Raw genomic sequence first — 18368 nt, 5'->3', positions numbered from 1 at the left:
ATGAAAAAGAAGCAACACTCAGACGAGCAGATCCTCAAGATTCTACGCGAAGCCAACGAGACGACTGCCGCGGCTACGCCCAGAAGTCACAGCATCACTGAGCAAATAGTCTATCGTTGGCAAAGGCTATATGACGGAATGCAAGTCAACGATGTCAAAGAGTTTAAGGCTCTGCGTGACGAGTACCAACCCCTCAAGAAACTACTGGCAGAGCGTGATCTGGAGGTCGATGTCATGAAGGAGATCAATACAAAAAAGTGGTAACCCCGCGGTCCCGACGCGCAATGGCTCTTCTGGCTTGCCAGCATAGCAGGCTTGATTGCCTGAATGGGAACGTACCCATGCAAAAACAGGTTCAATCATTAGCCAGAAATTTCTGGGAACGGGTCACAAACAATGACAGGATATCCGATGAATTTCGGAAGTTTCTATCTCAAGGAAATCCAGTCGATGGCTAGTCAGACTATCTGTCCTAGCCGATAAAACATCGCATCGAACTCCGTCGATACATTTCATCGCCAAAGCGCCAATGTTGCCCTTGTATTTTTGTGTTGAGCAACAATTGTAAGAAGAGACTGTTTAGCAATATTTCGATAACAACACCCCCTAATCTTAGGCATCGATACCATCAAATAAATCTACCGCTGGACCCATAGAAGAATGATCAACATGACGCTCCGCAACGACCCTAGAAGCTTCAATCTCTAAAGCTAACTTCATAGTCAATTTGCGCTGTTCGATCAGAGTGAGTACAGCGCGCCCAATATTCCGCGGTCTATCAATGAGCACATGTGCAATCAGCCCGGCTCTGACAGGAGCACAAAGTTGATCCCAATCGGCACTACTCCCTGTCGCACCTGATTCCCATGGAATTATTTCAGTCGGTGACTGATTTTCTGGCCAAATAGTTTCGCGCTCGGTTTCCGTACACACCGTGATAGCACGGTGACTACCCAGTGCATCCCGTACGGTGTCACGAATAACACTCCCTGTACGCTTGAAGCCATATTCTCCCGAAATTTTACGAGTTAATAGCTCTCTATCCACCGGGCCTTCAGCATCTACTATTTCCAACAACCTCTTTAGCAAAATTGGCCGATGGGTGTCGTCATAGAATGCTGAATCTTCATCAGTAGGCCTCGCAACGTCTTCTACCAACACTTCATCATTACCGGAGCTTACCTGGTTATCAGTATTTATATTCTCAGAACCAATACCAGCTTCCAACAGCCCCTCGGTTTCTTGAGCAGCATCGACAACATCCAGACTTGAATCAATAGCGGCGGACTCGTCGTCAAGCGCTTCTTCGGCAATCACGTCAAAATCGCTATCAGATATCACAATGGGCTCGACAACTTCCAACTTTTCGACGTCATCAACGATATCGACGTCATCATCTATGACAACTCCCCGCTGCCTTACGTTATCTCCATCTACAACAAATCGTCGAGTTTCGCTGAACACCTCATTGCTCGCTTTTGCCCCTATAGGCTGTATACCAAGCCTATCAAGCGTTGCCAGAAGATCATTCCAATGATGATCCCTATTTGAAATCCATTGACTCCCAAATACACGCCAGAATGTCCACCCGGCCCTCTCAAGCGAGGCTTGTCGACGCATGTCTCTATGCCAAACATCTGGACCGTGCCAATGATCTCCATCTAGCTCAATAGCAAGCCGACGATCATCCCCACCCTCAACCACAAGATCGATTCTAAACGGCCCTGCGCGCACCTGTGCTCGAGTTCGATAGTTCGCATCCATCAAACGTTGACAAACATCACGTTCAAAACCGGATTCGCAAAGTTCGATTACACTTTTGTCTCGTGCGGAGCCCCCTTCCGGCATGGGATCACGAAAATGCTTCAGCACATCTGCTTTGATATCACCGGGCTTCAAATCCGACATTGAAACAGAACGTGCAAGATACAATCGATCACATGCACGACTCATCGCTACATTCATACGCTGTTGAATGTCCTTGCTACTTTGCGCACGCACGGATTCTGGAACCGCTACCATTGATAGAAAGACAACGCTACGCTCCTGTCCCTGAAGCGTACGAGCGTCACCGCATATAATGCGATGTCTCTTCATCGCCTCTGTACCAATTCGCTCATCCGCCATCAGACGCCGTTCAATGAGATCAGCCTGCTTTCGACCGAGCAGCGAGATAACAGCAATCCCCCGCCATGCATGACTTGGGTCTTGTACGATCGCTGCAATCTCATCGACGATGACAGCTGCCTCAGCCGAGTTCGTCACACCATCACGAGAAGCCCCGGCCACGTGCAACTCTACAAGCGGAGGATCAAAACGCTCAGATGCCTTCGGCACTCGCAATGGCACGAGCCTATCCTGATAGAAGCGAGATGAGTACCTGATAATAGGCTCCACGCAACGGAAGTGCTCTTTCAACATCAAGTGGCTAGAAGGGTACATCTGCGTTGCAAGATCGAAGATAGATGTATCCTGGTCAATCAAATTTCGAGCAGGAACAGATGACAAAAATTCCGCTCGAAGTGTATCTATGCGCTGAACAGGAAGGCCGACTGATGAAGGACTAACTTGCTTCTCATCGCCAACAATCAGACAACGTGCACCACGTGCTAGTGAAGCAAGTGAGGTGACATCGCATTGCGACGCTTCATCAAGCACAACAAGGTCGAAAGAAGAAGGCACGCTAGGCAATTGTTCGGACACTTTGTACTCAGGCATAATCCAAACTGGGGCTGCACCCGAAGCCTTCATGGCCTCCTCACGCATGGCGCGTCGCCATCTAGGTGCACTAGCCCCCGTACCTTTTCCAAGCCGACGAACGGCAGCGGTAAAAGCATGCAGGGCCGAACGCACTTCATCGCTCATACGTGGCTTCAAACCAAGCAGTGTTTTTGCACGAATTAGCTTGCGTAACAGCTTCTGCCTGTCACCAGCTAAAAGTCGCTTCTTCTCCAAAATATCATCGCCGTTCCCTAGTGACAGTATTTCACCGATTCGAACAGTCATTTCTGCCCAAGCCCAACTATCTCGCCAATTACCTGGCAATAAAGCCTCAGCCTCTACGGGGTTAGCTTTTAGACGGCTCGTCCATACAGACGCACCCGACTTACTAAGCGCGTCTAGCAAGATACCAAGCCTATCCAGTGAAGGTTGCAGAGCATTCAGCCGAGCAACCTCGTGAGTAATCAGGTTTCGTTGTACAACAAGATCATTGCCGCTAACAGACTCCTCGCCGATCATGTCATAAAGTATTTGCAGTTGCTCTGCCAGCTCTCCTGATGTACTTTTCGTCATGTGTAGGAACTCCTCTAGAGTCGAAGACTGATCTGTCGACCTCCCTAGATTAGCTTCCAATGCCGTAATCAGCGTATCGAACTCCAATGCCGCAAATCTCCCACGCACATCGAGCCCCACTGGAAACAGCGATTCAAGCGTTTCAACAACCGTGAATAGCTTATCCGCAGCACGCTCTATTCTTTCTTGCCAATTAGCACATTCACTGACGATACCAGTCATTTCAGGTAACGACTCAGGTAAGGCCGGGAGAGACAAGTAATGCGCTGACTCACGCCACAAAGCTTCAATATCGGGTCGCATCGCTTCAGCTCGTAAGCTGCTATTTACATCTCTCCAATCATCGATACTGGTAGGCGCAGCCCCTTCCAATCGAATCGATTCAATAGTTTGTGAGAGTGCTTTGTTTGACAGGCGTTGTATCATCGATAACGGCTTACCGGTTCTACAGGCTTTGACAATCGCCTCTTCGAACTCTACCTGCGTAGTCTCACCAAGCTCGTACAACAATGCACTCACTGAAATGCCCTCAAGCCGCTGGTTAGCCTCCAGCACTGGCAACATGACATCACTACTTCTATCACCACGACAACGCGCGTCTAAGCCATACGCTATTGCATTTGCTACCCATGGGGTAAGAGTGGAAAATCTCTCCTGAGCATCGCAAAGGAGTTTCAGAACTTGCCTGGCCTGCGTCTCCGAATCAACCGAAGCGAGCGCCATCGTCGGTTGGGAGGCTGGGTCTACAACGGGCTGCTTTCGCCTTTCTTGCTCATTCGTATGTAGTTCTATTAGAATTTTGGCGTTTGGCAACAATGCCAAATCTGGTAACGCGACTCCCAAATGAGCAAGATCATTACCGATAGAAGGCAATCTTTGACGAATTTCTTCTACGACAGCATCAAGGGTCGAAGGCGCCATTACGCTAGGTCGGTCTTCGAACCATTCGTGCTCAGGAGCATGTAACCTCAGCTGTTCAACAATCTCCATTGCCGTCAGCTCATCACCTTGCCACTTCAGCGGATCAAGGTTTTTCTTGGCTATTGCAGCAAGCTTTGAATCCAACTCTTGAACCTCGGTATCTATCGCGAGCAGGTTTGTTCCGAGTCGATCAACTTCTTCTCGCACCGCCACCTCATCAAGAGATACAACCTCATCAGACAGTCGTTCGACCGCCTCCTCCAGTTGCCGCGTTCCCTCTCTATCTGATCCCACCGATGCAATGACTAATACAGCTAGTTCCTCAGGTAGTTTTTCTCGAACAGCAGCGATCGCCTCCGCAGTACGTGCCGTCACCAAAACACGTCTTCCAATAGACATGTAGTGGGAAACTATATTGGCAATCGTATGTGTTTTACCAGTTCCCGGCGGCCCGGTAACTGTGACAACAGGATGTTTCTCAAGCTGATCAATAATGCGACCCTGCTCTTCGTTGTACGGCAGGGGAAAGAAATAAGTTGGTGGCACAGCCTTTGGACTAGCGGACCCGGAGGCTCCTTCCTCACCATCCCAATCATTATTGCCATTCGTCTGCGCTCCACCAATTCGCTGAACTGTCGGAGACATGACCGGAGCATCAACTGTCGACGATGGATCACGCACGAAACCAAACAACGCTTCGGCAACAGCACCGGAAGCATCCATGGCTTCTTCACCAAGGCGTCGGAGGTCGTCTTCTAGCGCTCCAGTCGTGCGCGGGCGAGCATAAAGCGCCCATCTGGAGACTATTTCAAGCGAGTCCCCGGAACCAGCAAGATTCCCACCTGCACCCAGCTCCTCGCGACTCATGAAACGCGCATCTGATGCAAGTAAACTGGCAGCCTGTGCCAGCAAAGGCTCCCAATACGCGGGAGCAAACGGCGATATTGGCTCAGATTCACTCGACACGAGCGCACGCATGGGCTCTTCCAGATTCGTTTGAGCTCGCGCACCTGCATTGGAATCGATATCGTGAAACGGTCGCAGATCCAATGCCAAATTAACGTCTCGCGGGGAAATCAGGAGCGCCCCGTCATCGGCTAGTTCCAGATCGACTAGTTGCTCGAGCACAGGTTTATTGATTCTGACGCCCTCATGATGCCAAGTTGCAATCCCCATACCCCATACCAACTCAGGAGGCGTCTCTGTCCCTCCATGCATTTGATTATAAAGACGAAAAAGTTGCTCATATACGGCAGTAGATACGCGTGTTATTTTTTCATCTTCCGCCCATATTACCCAAACCGTTGCAATCCATTCATTTATTTCCGCAAGTAGTTCTTGCAAATTCTCCAATCGTATAGCGAGCCGAACAGTTACCTCATTTACTTCATGCTCGTGAATATCTTCGATCGAGACAAGTCCACCTTCACAGAGATCCGATGCATCTTCTATAGGAACTTCGATTACCAATACTGTTTTTAGTGTGGGCTTGCTTACAGGGTCATCGATACCTCCATCAAACCAATCTCGAATACACTGCTCAGGCTTCGGCGGTCGAGAAGGCTGCTGCCTCTCAAGTTTTAACCAAGTTCCATCTTCACGATCAAGGCTAAGACCACGGAGCTCTGATAGCTCAGATTCAAGAAAACAACCGAGTCCGGGAGCTCGCATATCTGTCAACGTCTTGGAGCTTGCGGCCAGAAGGCCACGACCGAACGCAAACAATCCTTTTAGGCGATCCCGCTCAAGCGAGGTAATCTCAACTGAGCTATTCATTGCAGAACTCCAACATTCTGAATGGACTCGGTTCTTCGAGTTGAGACCGGCAACGAGTCTGTTAGCTCCTGGGCGTTGTTCAAAATATGAAGCCAAAGACTATGCGCAAAGTATCTAGTAACGTATTTGCAAATTGAAGGTCTAGGTACGATTTCAAAGACTCCATCAAGCACGTCAATTATTCGCTTGATAATAACCAGTTCCATATCCATACCCATCTTCATACTTGCTCTCAGGACTCATGCCTCATTGCAGGAGCTTCGTGATTTCACAGAACCGAGTTTAACCTTGCACTCTCTCACTGTCGAATAGTTCATGGCCATGCCTTGACTCGTGTTTTCATAAACAAGTCACCCATTGATCGTCAACGAGCATTTGGCTTTACTACATTTCGGCCAAATAACAAGTCAAAGCCCTGCCATTTTAGCCTCGCAGGTTCTTATAAAACCTCGCCTCAATGATCTTCATTCGAGCCTTGTATAACTCTTTGTCCTTATCAATCTTGTCATACACGTCAACTACGTGCCGGCACTTTAGCTGCCGAGACTGCTCAAACAAACCTTCTGTGGCTGCAAGGAATTGCTGGGAATCGAGCTTTTTCCCGATCATCGGCAAAGCGCCCACGACCTGTGCAGCATCCTCTTGACGACCTGGCGCCCAGGCTTTGCCTACCTCAAACCCCTCTGTGTCAATATTCACAAAGAATAGACTCTCAGATCTACCACTCACGGATATCCAGCAAGGTGGAGGAACATCGCTAATACCTTCAGCATACGTTCTTTCAAAATACCGAAGTCTTCCAGTACATTCCTGAATATCCATCTCAAACTCACCAAAATTCTGATTATCCTCAGACAGTAGACCCGTACATGCTTCTACTTTCGATTTACTAGCGTCCAGTAAATCCGACAAGAGATCAGTCTTTTCTGCAAGAGACTCCACGCCCAAATCTTGCCTCAGTGTATCCGTCACCTCCTTCAAGAATTCGACAGTTTCTGGATTCAACAGTGGGGTCAAAGCCGATAACACTGCCTCATGCTCAGGGTTTTTCTGTATAGCTGACTCTGATTTGACCATATCCTTGAGAGCCGCATTCTCATCTACAATCTGCTGATACTGACTTTTCAGCAACGTCATTTGCTCGCCAGTATCGAACATTCTCTGGCGTGTACCAACCAGCTCTTCCTGCAGATCAAAGACTTTCTCAGGCAAATTTTTCCTAGCTGAGGCTTCGGCTTGTCTATTTTCCATATTGCCTCCAATCAACAATGCAAGCAAAAAAACAAAGAGAACCAAAATTTCCGTCAGTGTTATGCCAAACAGAAATGAACGCCGCTCTGCTGCATCAATCATGTGGTGGCAGCTCAAACATGTTAACAGAGACAGTACTATCTAGTTGTATTGACATATTCATCTCAGCGAATATGCCATTAATGCGCAATACAATGGCCATACCCATTATCTTTCCAGGTTGCGACGAATCTACCTCGAGTCTTTTTGCAACAGCTTGAAATCATGACTGATCTGCGTCATCTCCAAGATGAATATAGGAGTTAACTCTCGCTGCATTACTCAAACTTCCTTGTAACTGAGTAACCGCACCCTCCAAACGCTCAACACTCTCGTTGAGAAAACTCCCTGTAGCAACAACACTCGTCAACGTGCCCTGGAAGTCTGACAATAGATCGTTATTGCCTGCCAAAAAGCTCCCAAATCGCTCAAGCGGTTCGAGAGCTAAACTGTGCTTCTGAATTGAACCATCAACAGTGCTACTTAAATCATCAAAGCGTTCACTCGTTTTTTCTACCACACCCTGCAAACCACTCAAGTGCATATTCAACCGGGTGATATACTCACTGTTCGCAACTGAACTAGACTTGGAAACCTCCGCTAAAGCCTTTGATGCCGCCTCTGAATCACCCAGCATTTGAATCTGTGCCTCCTTACTATGACGTGACATCATCTCGATACCTGCCTTCCCTTGACCCACTATTCCCTCAATGTTCGACTTGGAATAGGCTGCCAGCATTTCTATATCTGACTTGCTTTGTGCAGACATTTGTTTTAGTGCAGACTTTCCCTGAACAGCTACAGACTCCTGTGCACTCTTCGCATAGTCGGTCATATCCGTTATTGAGGCTTCCGCCAAAGCCAACATTTTGGCAGCAGCGTCGTTGACAGTTTTTTCAACATTAGCCGAACTCCTGTCCAGCGCTCTGGTGAAACGTATTGTGGCTCGAAGCAAATCGTTTTGCGCCTGGCGCTGCGAAACACCGCCTACCTGCTTGAACTGAGTCAACAGTACCTTTAACAGTAAACCAACCAACGTGGTGATCATGGCAATACCAAAACGAGATGTGATTGCACTCATGTCAACTGGAAAACTGATCTGACGCAACGCTACCAGCAGTGCAACGAGCGTGAACATAAAGCCCATGAAGTACAAGCTATCAGCCACCTGCTCTATTTCAACAGATCCTTGCTCCTCCACACGGTGCCTGCCGATTCTCATGAAAATGACCATCAAAACAATCGGTATAACCGTACCCAGAGTCTTCAGCAATGGATTTACACCAAAGGATGGGAAGAGCAGTGGGGCTGCAACAACAAGTGAGCCGAGTATAAATATCGTGAGGAAGATTCTGGCCAGATCCATTGACCTTGCGTCTTCCATATCACTCCTCACAGCTTTCTTTCTCGAGCTATCTGCCATGTTATCCGCCAGCTGGGAGTATCTTTACCGAGTCGATCATCGCCCCGGCATTTGCAAAGTACTGCTCCCAGAAGAGCACATGTTTCCTGCTTTGCACAGTTTCGTAGCCTGTACGGGCAATGTAGAGCAGCTTGACGTCTATTGGCGGTAAAGAAAGAGCTGTCTTTTGACTATAAGGAAGCTCGACATAGAAGCTGAAATCTTGCGAATCACGGTAGTGACTGTACTCTGGCATGTTTTGCAACATATCAGAGCCAATGATTAGCTGAACGTCTCCAGCCAGATCAGAATCATCCATCTGAGCAACTGAAACGTATTGAAGCGCTTCCAGTATTGGTGATTCATCAGAATTTTTCGTCACCAATGCGTCACTGAGAATGATTTTAATTGGCTCTGCAAATTTCTCACGCCACCCATTTTTGAGAATTCGCTCGTTTTCGGTCAGAGCGTTCGCAGCGGTTCCATCACGCGGCTTACAGCTATCAAATACCTTTTCAACATGGGTCTCTTCGTCCGGCACCAGACTATAGATAACTATTTTGGCGTAAGTCGGCGCGGATTCAATGTACTTGTCAATCTGTTTTCGTAGATCAAGTCGCTGTAACGGACTGATCTGGTCACTGGTATCAATCAGAAATACCATTTTTGCGGAAGGCCCGGTAGCTGGGCAACCCGTAGCATCATCGTACTTGACCTGGCTCTGAGTATTCCACCAAAGAAAAGCCGCTACTGCTGAGCCAACAACTCCCAGTACTGCAAAGATCCAGACACCTAAACGATCATTCTTAGCCTTGGACTTTTTTCTCAGTACGCTCATGACACTTTCCCATAATTATCAAGTGACAAAAGAGCATGCATTTCTTCAATCATATTGTTATGAGTCTTACTAAGAACTTCAATCGCTCGAGCCTCAAAGTCTTTGTATTCCTCTAAGTGTTCTGGCAACCCGTCTGGCAAACTGCATTCCTGAACTTGCGGTTGATAAGCAGCCATATCGAAAGGTGTGATTTCCTTGAACCAATCTGGCGGAGTATCACTACGAGCGTTGCGGTTAGCGATTCGATAGTCGGCAACAAGCGCATCATGGCAAGCAACCAGATGTTGTCCGAAATTTTCCCAATGTGATAACAACCTATTATGGGATTTCACAGCATCATGAATGCTATTGACGTTGAATTCGATTTTCTCACCAAACTCTTCAATTTTTTCACGGCATAGATCCTTCTCTCGTTGAATAGCACTGGAAAGATCATCTTGATAGCCCGCGATCAGTTCTTCGGCTGCCACAACTTTGCGTGTCATCCGGCCATATCCCAGATATCTGTCATCTGAATACAAAACCTTCACAAAAGCACCGATAGCAAACAAGAGTGTCAACGCAAAGAAGAGATAGGAGTTGATATCACTTGGCTTCCAGTTGCCAGCCTCAATATTCTGAAAAGCAACCTGAAGCGCTTTGTCAGGATCGGCGGTGAAGGCATCACGATACTGGGTCAGAAATAGAAGTACGACTACGAGCACAACGAAATATGCAGCAGTAACCAACACACCTACCAACTTCAGAATAATATTTTTGTGCGGTATAAGTCGTGCTGGCAGCAGTGCAACAGCTGCAGCCAATAAGACATTAACCAATGAGATCATTGCTGCCTGTCCAAAGCCGCCAAGCATTCCACTTGCGGAGCCTTGAGCAAAGAAATAACCGTTCAATAAGGATTCCAGCACCATGATGGCTGCGAGAACAGCCCAGGTTAACAGAGAGCTATCCGGATATTCGGCATGTCGTCGCAAACCATGTGTCTTCCTGAAGCGACTCAGCTCTGTTTCACGCTGAGCAAGGCGCCTCATACTCGCATTAATTTCTGGAGTAGCTCCGACCAAAATCCCCTCGACATCCGTCTTGTATGATACAACCGCATTCTTCAATGCTATTCGATCAAACTGTACGGGGGTTAGCTGGGCAGTTTGCGCATGTGATTTCAAAACCGCTGTCAGTTTCTGGCTGGTGTCGCTGGCAATCTTACTGATACCCTGGACAATAGTCTGTTCGTAGCTTGCAGCTCTGACACTGTGGCTGTCAGGAAGGTTCTTGACCCCCTCCTCCTTTGCTTTCTCAACGACTTCCAACTCACGCCTGAGACTATCTTTATCGATATCTGGAAAAGGAGCGGAACCATGTGACACACCAAGCGGGGGAAAAATCCGTTTCCATAGTTTTTTGATTGTACCTAGCAAAGTGCCCTTCCATCCTTTGGTGAACGATTCCTTAAAACCACCCCAGCTGCCTGGGAGCGGTTACGCTTAGAACTGCAGACTACCTTGATTCAGAGGCAAGCCAACTTCAAACTCACCAGACCAGGTCATACAGAACCAGTGATTTTCCACCAGATCATGCTCATATTACAAGTACCTAAAGCCGGGCAATCAACAGCGTTGGTATTATTCCCAAGGTCTACTGGTCTAGCAGAACCATCTAATATAACGCACTACGATGGACGATGGACTCATTGCCACACGAAATTTTGAGCGACGAATTCCTTGCGGATAATTTATGTAGAAATAGAGTTCGCTCTACTGCTGATAGCTGCCACTTTTGTATGTCGAAGGCTGCTGCAAGGCTGCGTCAAGCACTCGTTGGACAACTCGATAGCCGAACGGCCGAAACTGCAGGCAAAACATCATGAGCAAATTGCTGGTAATCGAACAATCAAAAACGGCCATTCCTGGGACATCATTTCTTGCGCTGCCCAAACAATGAACAACATGACACAACTGGTGTACACCAAGCACCCGTTGATAAGAACCACCCAGCATCCGGAAGCGATCAAAACAAGTCCGATTACTGGAATCGGGAACACATCTGGCCGCATCCGTATCACAATGTCCTTGTGGACAAACCTCAACTGGCGGGACGGGTTTACGCATCCGACTGCTCAAAAGGCGAGTATGCTTTCAAAATAGCCAGAAGTACACACCCTCCGATTCATGGACAACCGGAACACCCACTCATGCAGGAGCTGGAATCGTTTCTGAAGGAACGCTATTACTTTCCCAGAGCCCGTCATGTTGAAGGACGAGCATCGATAGCTGGTATTTACGGAAAAAAGAATCGATGCGGAATATACGTACTGAGATTTCTCAACGGTGAAGTTTATGCAGGCAAGTCGACAGATGTCACCCGACGCTATGTACAACATCGCATAATTCATAATGACATCAGTCATATCAGCTTCAAGCGTGTACCAAAATCAAGACTCAGCGCTGAAGAGAAGGCAGTCATCAGTGGCCTGGAAGACCAAGACTTCACATTGCGAAACATTGCCCTGACCAGCATTCCCAAAGGCGTGTCAGATTTTGATTTGGTGATGCCATTAGCTGAACAGGATGAATGGGTTCAGACACATGACGCCCCTCTGCTAACAGGTACAAGAATCCAAGACGAAACTCTTCGTCAGAAATACCAGAAGAGATTCAAGACACTCGCCTCCAAGCCTTATGCAGAAGAGTCAACCGAATTCTTGCGACGATATGTGCAGCTGGGCTTGCCTGTTCCGATAGAAAGTGAATACTCATTCTGGAGCTGCTCCTGCCTACCCACATATAGCACTAAGCACGTCACCGTTTACTCAAGAATCAATGTTTATTGGCAAGAAGTCTTGACGGTGATCAATGAGGATAATGTCTTGTGGTTTAGTTTTCACCTGGCTCGCTCGCCTCTGGAACTTGAACACGGAAAGTCACTTGACTCGCTGAAGAGAAAGCACCGGAGCTTGCAAATGGGCAATTATCTATATGAAACAGGGGGCTCTGACCAGGTTCACCTGGAGGTCCAGGGATATGAAGCAGCTTGCCAACTACTGAAAGACCCAACCGTTCTTACCGCGATTCGTTTGTTCAATCTGCGCCTGATAAAAAAGGGTCTTTGTAATAACAGGCGCTATCATTGCATGGACTTGGCAGACAGGCTTCTTGGTTAACAAACCGTCCGAACTTGGAACCCGCCAGACTAGTCGAGGCTCATCGAGACTCGGCCAATTGATCCGGAGTTTCAGCCAACGATTGGCCAAAAGCTAGCCTACAAATTACCCACACTCGAATCTCAAGGACGTCCCTCCCCACAACGCCCTTACTCAGACCGAAGCGGACTCGAATTCTGCCATCAGCTCCACGGCAGACCCCGAGAGCTGACTACTCGCGGTCAACCACCTATCACCCAGCCACAGCAAGCGCTGCACGCATCACCTTTTTCTCCCCGCGCTTGGTCACCCTCGCACAGTTGTGCTTTACTTCGCTCGCTATGGTCAGCTTCCGGCAGGACTTTCACCTCCAAGATTGCACCCATGCCGGGCGCACCTATCCATCCCCGCCCTGAAGGACGGAGCTTTCCGCACGTTGAGGTAAAATCGCTCTTCAGGCCCTTACCGGATAAGCAGCATGCCATCACCCTCCTCTCGCAGTCGTCTATTGATAACCGGTGCGAGCGGCTATCTGGGCCATCGCCTGGTGCCGCTCGCAAAGCAACGAGCGGATGTACTGGCAGTATCCCGAAAGGCACCCCACACAGAAGAAGGCGTTGAATGGCTGCAGGCTGACCTGACAAACGATCTGCAAGGACTGTTCGAGCAGTATCGCCCTGATGCCATCATTCATGCAGCGGCCATCAACCCTGGGGTTGACGACGACAATATCGGCACCAACGAGACAATGAGCGCGCGCGTTGCCGAAGCCGCCAAAGCGATAGGATCAAGGTTGGTCCTCGTGTCGAGCGACATGGTCTACGCAGGCTCGTCACGAGCCTATGCCGATGACGCGCGCCCGGACCCGATCAATGCCTACGGTGAATCAAAGGCGGCGGCTGAAGCTACAGCACTGGCAGCTCATGACAATGTCGTGTGCGTCCGGACCTCACTGATCTATGGCCTGGAACAGATTGATCGTGGCACAGCCTCATTCATCGCCCGGTTAGAACGTGGCGAACGTCAGAGCCTGTTTGACAATGTATACCGCCAACCAATATGGATCGATGCCCTCGCCGAGGGCCTGTTGAAGCTGGCACTGGATCTCGATGCACAAGGAACACTGAATCTGGCTGGCGAGGAATCGATCAGCCGCTCTGAATTCGCCAAGGCAATGCTTCGTTACTGGGGGCATGCTCCGGAAAACATCGATGAGGGACCTGCGCCAGCTAACCGGGGCATTCCCTTACGAATCGACCTGCAACTCGACCGCGCCAAGTCGCTGGGTCTGGCCACGCCAGGTGTGACGGAGATACTGGCACGCTACTCGCCGAAATCCTGATGCTGTCTGACGCGGATTCGTGTCACTCTCCTACTGTCACCCGCTGATGGATTACGGGCCTTGTACATTTTCTGTGCAGATTTTCGATAGCACCACCTCATATCTGCTCAGACGATCTATACGCTATGCATCCATAGGGTTATCCATAGATTCTGTGGATACGGATCAGGCAAGAGCAACTGCAGACCTCATCGTCGGTCTTTCTTCGCATTCGCTATCTCAGCAAGCCCCCATACGACCAAGCAAGGGACGCTCGGCCTGCCACAACTTGTCCTCCAAAGCCTGCACAATCGCTGCATCCGTGTCTTCAGGCAAACGAGTCGCCTTGAAGGACACACCGCCCCCAGTGGCTACTCCGGTTGCCAATGGGTCATCTGCATCGTTTCTAGCTTCTCGTACTTCTCGGTAGACTCCTTGTCGAACGATCCGCATTACTGCGGCACACGCAACTATGCTGACAAACACCGCTACTTTCCCTCTCTGCATCCAAATCAACGCCGGGTACAAACAGTCACTTGTCCTATTGCACAACATAGAGCTCTGTCCACGCCTTTATCTCAAGCTGGCAGCGCTTCTCTATTCTATAAGCCGTCGAGAACACGGATCACTTGTCCGTCACCTATCTCTGGTAGCAGCTTCGCCACTGCCGCCTCGTAGACGACGACGATCTCTTTACCTGCGCGAGATCTTGCCAGGAAGCCGTATTCCCCAGATCTAGCCGTCAAAACCAACTCGGCATCACCACGTCCATCCTCCAACGCTGTCTCCTCCCCGACAATCCAACCAACAGCGCAATGTCCGCGCACGGAACAAACTCGACAAATAGCGCCTGGTTCCGCCGGAGCTGGGCGAGCCCGAAGCCTGTTAACAAGTTGCCAAGAAGCAGCCCAATGGCCAAACCATGTCCTATTTTTTCGCAGGTCCGGCCAGCCATGTGGAACATCAATCGGAACGGCCGACCCAGATTACCTGGAGGTTGCAATACCCTTTGCCGGGTGATGTTTTTTCCAACTACAGCGCGGGGGTGGCATGATGGTATCTGCCAGTTTAGCCCGGCCTCACCAAGACAGACAGGCACTCGACCTGCACGTCAGATGAAATTACGTACTACTTCTGACCGATGTACATTAATAATGTACACTAAAAAATAATGGACAAAAGCCAATCAGAGCTAGACATTCTCAAACTTGCCATCGAGGCCTTGAACAGCAATGCCGGCCTAGAAGCAGAGATTCTGGACACAACGACACTACCGGGAAAAACCACCGCGCGGATCCCAGATGCAGAGTTACGCCTGCTTGAAACTGGTGAAAAGTATCGCGTAGAAGTCAAACGTCATGCTCAAAATGTCAATCTTGGCTCACTGATCAACCAGATCAAGCGCCTACCTGGCCCAGAACCAGGCTTGCTGGCTGCCGACTACATCAATCCCAGGATGGCGGAAAAATTGAAAGAGGCAGGTGTTCAATTCATCGACACCTGCGGAAACGCCTATATCAATCAGCAACCTGTCTACGTCCTTATCACGGGTAAGAAACAACTCAAGCTCTCTGATAACTCTGTACCTAGCCAGATCAACAGGGCCTTTGAGCCAAAAGGTCTTCTGGTCACCTACGCATTTCTGGAAGACCCATCATTGGTAGCCAAATCCTACCGTGAAATCGCCCGCGTATCCGCAGTGGCTGTCGGTACGGTAGGTTGGGTGATCAACGCGCTAAAAGCAGGCCACTATCTAGGTATTGATGCCAGCACAGGCAGACGTCGCATCACAAACTACGAAAAGCTGCTGGATCGATGGGTATCCGCATGGCCCGAGAAACTCAAGCACAAACACTCGCTGGGCAAGTTCACCGCAAAAGACCCTCACTGGTGGAAGCACACCAATATCCAGATGTACGAAGGCTACTGGGGCGGTGAAACCGCAGCGGCGATCTACACGAATCATCTAAAACCACAGGTTGCAACCGTCTATATACCTAAACACAACCTTGCCAAACTCATTCGAGACTCACGCCTGAGCAAAGCCAGAGAGCAGGGGCAAGACAACGACGTTCTGGTCTATCTCTACTCCCCTTTCTGGAATACCTCCGCGCAGAGAAGCTTGGCTCGCGACAATAATCAGGAATTGCCAAAGGAAACCACAGAGCCTCTCTTGGAAAATGCAGAGACCGCCGTCGGTCTCGCAAACCCTATTATCGTCTACGCAGACTTGATCGCAACAGGCGACCCTAGAAACCTTGAAACAGCGCAACGACTACGCGATGAGTACATTACTGAACCTGACAGGGCAACTTGACAACGAGACTGTCGATACGTTATCCCACGTCAGCGATGTGGCAACACAACTCAACTGATCGAACAGCGGCAGAAGTACTGAAGCTACGACACAACCCCGACAATCGAAACGTTTCAAGACTTGCTGAAGAAATTGAGACAGGCAACGCGGGCGACAATTTGAAACACCTGACAGTGTTCATTAGTGGTTTGGCTTCTTGACACAAGGAATGCAGTCACGCTTCAATAATTCCGTCGGCAGACCTGCTATTCATCACCTTGCAAAAGACCAAGAAGGCCTATTCCCCAATGGCACTCGGTTAGCAGCAAGGGCTTGATCTGAAAGAAATTTTTGGGAAGGTTGTAGTGGCCGGTTCCGGCGTGTACGTTTCAGGTTGCGAAACAATCAACGTAACCGAAACCGGCCACCATGCACACTACCCGAGCCATACCGTCCGAGCAAGACCTACGAGCAACTTTGAACTCCACTGGCGTGTTCAATCTGATTACAGACGATCGCTTTCTCGGCACCATCGAGGCTCATTTACCTACACACCGGGAACGGACCTATCCGCCGACCGAAACACTGGCGATGTTCGTTGCGCAGGTTCTCAGTGATGATAGCTCCTGTCAACGTGCGGTTAACGAGCGCATTGTTCGCTGTCTGCAACATGGATTACGCCCGCCGAGCACATCAACAGCGGCCTATTGTGAGGCGCGTGTTCGCTTGCCGAGCGACTTGGTTGAGTCACTCTACAAGGTTGTAGGGCAGCATGTCAGCGACAACGCCCCAATCAAATCACTCTGGAACGAGCGACGCGCTCTGCTCATCGATGGTACAGGAACCACAATGCCTGACACCCCGGACAACCAAAGAGAGTTCCCTCAGCCGTCCAGCCAGGAAGAGGGTTTGGGCTTCCCCGAAGCTCGCATGGTTGCACTCTCGTGCGCGGCTACCGGCGCGATCATTGATGCGACGATCGGAGCTGCCAAAGGTAAGGCAACCGGAGAACTGTCGCAGATGCGTATTCTTTCGCGTAGCTTGCGTGCGAATGACGTGCTCGTGGGCGATGCTATCTATGAGACGTACTGGACATTCATGATGGTGCAGGACATCGGCTGCGACGGTGTGTTCGAGATCAATGGAAGTCGCACTCGCCCAGGCAAACATTGCACGCAGCTGGTACTGAAACGTCCAGTGCGCCCTGAATGGATGGATCTGGAGACATTCCACTTGTGCCCAAAACAAATTACTGTGCGTCAGGTTGTCAATTGCCAACGTGGGTATCAGCCCAGAGTGTTCCTGACCACCCTCACCGACAGCAAGTTGATAAGCGACAAGCAGATCGTGAAACTGTATCTACTACGCTGGAACGTCGAGACGGATTTTCGCTCGCTCAAGTGTGCCCTGGAGGCCGGTATACTGACTTGCCGTACGGCCGAGATGATCAAAAAAGAGTTGTCAGTACACCTGCTGGCCTACAACCTGACGCGGCTACTGATGAATGAGGCGGCTACTCTTTGCGGATGCGAACCTCGGTCGATCAGCTTTCGACACACCGTGCAGCTGTGGAGTGCATGGTCACTGAGCGGCTGCCAGCTGGATCCCTACCAATGGGATCAACTGCTCAAGGCCATCGCTAGTCGCCGGGTAGGAAATCGACCGGGACGCAAAGAACCTCGGGCAGTAAAAAGGCGACCGAAACCGAGGCCATTGTTGGACATGCCGCGATCAGCAGCACGCGCTTGCGCTCACAGATACGAGCGATGATGGCTTAACCGAGTGCCATTGGCCTATTCCCCGACAGCCTGCTATCTGGACCACGCCATCAGCGATCACCTGTTCCATGGGGAGCCTCAGGCCTGACGGCTACAGCACTCTCTGCCGGGTGATGTGCTTATCGAATACCGGGCAATGGTGGCTCATTCCGAGCATGCCTCACAGAGTCGTTACGACAACAACTACGCTCTAGCAGAAAAGCACCGCCCCCGGGTGCGCATACTTTGTACAAAATGACGAAAGCATGACAGGAACTCGGCCCTGGCAATCTATACGCGGTTCATCCACATGGTTATCCACAGGTTTTGGGGA

At 49.7% G+C, this 18368-nt stretch carries 12 protein-coding genes; 5 read left to right on the top strand and 7 right to left on the bottom strand.

The annotated features are described in order from the left end of the window. Positions 1-264 carry a transposase gene (locus IMCC3135_RS13415; RefSeq protein ID WP_088918085.1) on the top strand — a complete coding sequence of 88 codons (264 nt, stop codon included), beginning with the start codon at positions 1-3 and terminating at the stop codon, positions 262-264. 348 nt (positions 265-612) lie between these two features. On the opposite strand, the gene IMCC3135_RS13410 is transcribed toward IMCC3135_RS13415, so the two are convergent. From IMCC3135_RS13410 to IMCC3135_RS13385, 5 genes are all read right to left on the bottom strand, one after another. Further along, complete coding sequence (locus tag IMCC3135_RS13410; protein ID WP_088918084.1) at positions 613-5991, bottom strand: DUF3320 domain-containing protein; 5379 nt, start codon at positions 5989-5991, stop codon at positions 613-615. 423 nt (positions 5992-6414) lie between these two features. Next, the gene (locus tag IMCC3135_RS13400) at positions 6415-7344 is read right to left on the bottom strand and encodes a hypothetical protein (protein WP_088918082.1); all 930 of its coding nucleotides are present in this window, start codon (positions 7342-7344) and stop codon (positions 6415-6417) included. A gap of 160 nt (positions 7345-7504) precedes the next feature. After that, entirely contained in the window at positions 7505-8704 is a 1200-nt protein-coding gene (locus IMCC3135_RS13395) for a hypothetical protein (protein ID WP_205738030.1), read from the bottom strand. A 1-nt stretch (position 8705) separates the two neighbouring features. Then, positions 8706-9521, bottom strand: coding sequence for a hypothetical protein (locus IMCC3135_RS13390; RefSeq protein ID WP_088918080.1), 816 nt, complete (start codon positions 9519-9521; stop codon positions 8706-8708). After that, the gene (locus IMCC3135_RS13385; RefSeq protein ID WP_157735965.1) at positions 9518-10939 is read right to left on the bottom strand and encodes a hypothetical protein; all 1422 of its coding nucleotides are present in this window, start codon (positions 10937-10939) and stop codon (positions 9518-9520) included. Before IMCC3135_RS13385 ends, IMCC3135_RS13390 begins: the two co-directional genes overlap by 4 nt. A gap of 773 nt (positions 10940-11712) precedes the next feature. On the opposite strand from IMCC3135_RS13385, the gene IMCC3135_RS13375 reads away from it, so the two are divergent. Both IMCC3135_RS13375 and IMCC3135_RS13370 read left to right on the top strand, forming a co-directional pair. Continuing rightward, positions 11713-12681, top strand: a complete 969-nt coding sequence (locus tag IMCC3135_RS13375; protein ID WP_088918077.1) for a GIY-YIG nuclease family protein — start codon at positions 11713-11715, stop codon at positions 12679-12681. Positions 12682-13138: 457 nt separating this feature from the next. Then, positions 13139-14002 (top strand): SDR family oxidoreductase, encoded by an 864-nt coding sequence (locus tag IMCC3135_RS13370; protein WP_088918076.1) that lies wholly within the window; start codon positions 13139-13141, stop codon positions 14000-14002. Positions 14003-14221: 219 nt separating this feature from the next. On the opposite strand, the gene IMCC3135_RS13365 is transcribed toward IMCC3135_RS13370, so the two are convergent. Both IMCC3135_RS13365 and IMCC3135_RS34045 read right to left on the bottom strand, forming a co-directional pair. Beyond that, the gene (locus tag IMCC3135_RS13365) at positions 14222-14467 is read right to left on the bottom strand and encodes a hypothetical protein (RefSeq protein ID WP_157735964.1); all 246 of its coding nucleotides are present in this window, start codon (positions 14465-14467) and stop codon (positions 14222-14224) included. A 116-nt stretch (positions 14468-14583) separates the two neighbouring features. Next, a complete protein-coding gene (locus IMCC3135_RS34045; protein WP_157735963.1) occupies positions 14584-14808 on the bottom strand; it encodes a hypothetical protein in 225 nt (74 codons plus the stop codon). A gap of 344 nt (positions 14809-15152) precedes the next feature. Here IMCC3135_RS34045 and IMCC3135_RS13355 point away from each other — a divergent pair, with 344 nt between their 5' ends. Then, positions 15153-16298: a type IV toxin-antitoxin system AbiEi family antitoxin gene (locus IMCC3135_RS13355; RefSeq protein WP_088918073.1), complete on the top strand. Its 1146-nt coding sequence runs from the start codon at positions 15153-15155 to the stop codon at positions 16296-16298. Between the two features lie 408 nt (positions 16299-16706). Then, on the top strand, positions 16707-18047 hold the full coding sequence (locus IMCC3135_RS13350) for an IS4 family transposase (RefSeq protein ID WP_088918072.1): 1341 nt from the start codon (positions 16707-16709) through the stop codon (positions 18045-18047). Positions 18048-18368 lie beyond the last annotated feature (321 nt).

The sequence above is a fragment of the Granulosicoccus antarcticus IMCC3135 genome (genome assembly GCF_002215215.1).
Taxonomy (GTDB): domain Bacteria; phylum Pseudomonadota; class Gammaproteobacteria; order Granulosicoccales; family Granulosicoccaceae; genus Granulosicoccus; species Granulosicoccus antarcticus.
This window is presented reverse-complemented; position numbering and strand designations above follow the sequence as displayed.

Bases quoted from the DNA above. Each gene is read 5' to 3' on its own strand.
- IMCC3135_RS13415 (WP_088918085.1), top strand. From the start codon at position 1: ATGAAAAAGAAGCAACACTCAGACGAGCAGATCCTCAAGATTCTACGC.
- IMCC3135_RS13410 (WP_088918084.1), bottom strand. From the start codon at position 5,991: ATGAATAGCTCAGTTGAGATTACCTCGCTTGAGCGGGATCGCCTAAAA.
- IMCC3135_RS13400 (WP_088918082.1), bottom strand. From the start codon at position 7,344: ATGATTGATGCAGCAGAGCGGCGTTCATTTCTGTTTGGCATAACACTG.
- IMCC3135_RS13395 (WP_205738030.1), bottom strand. From the start codon at position 8,704: ATGGCAGATAGCTCGAGAAAGAAAGCTGTGAGGAGTGATATGGAAGAC.
- IMCC3135_RS13390 (WP_088918080.1), bottom strand. From the start codon at position 9,521: ATGAGCGTACTGAGAAAAAAGTCCAAGGCTAAGAATGATCGTTTAGGT.
- IMCC3135_RS13375 (WP_088918077.1), top strand. From the start codon at position 11,713: ATGCAGGAGCTGGAATCGTTTCTGAAGGAACGCTATTACTTTCCCAGA.
- IMCC3135_RS13370 (WP_088918076.1), top strand. From the start codon at position 13,139: ATGCCATCACCCTCCTCTCGCAGTCGTCTATTGATAACCGGTGCGAGC.
- IMCC3135_RS13355 (WP_088918073.1), top strand. From the start codon at position 15,153: ATGGACAAAAGCCAATCAGAGCTAGACATTCTCAAACTTGCCATCGAG.
- IMCC3135_RS13350 (WP_088918072.1), top strand. From the start codon at position 16,707: ATGCACACTACCCGAGCCATACCGTCCGAGCAAGACCTACGAGCAACT.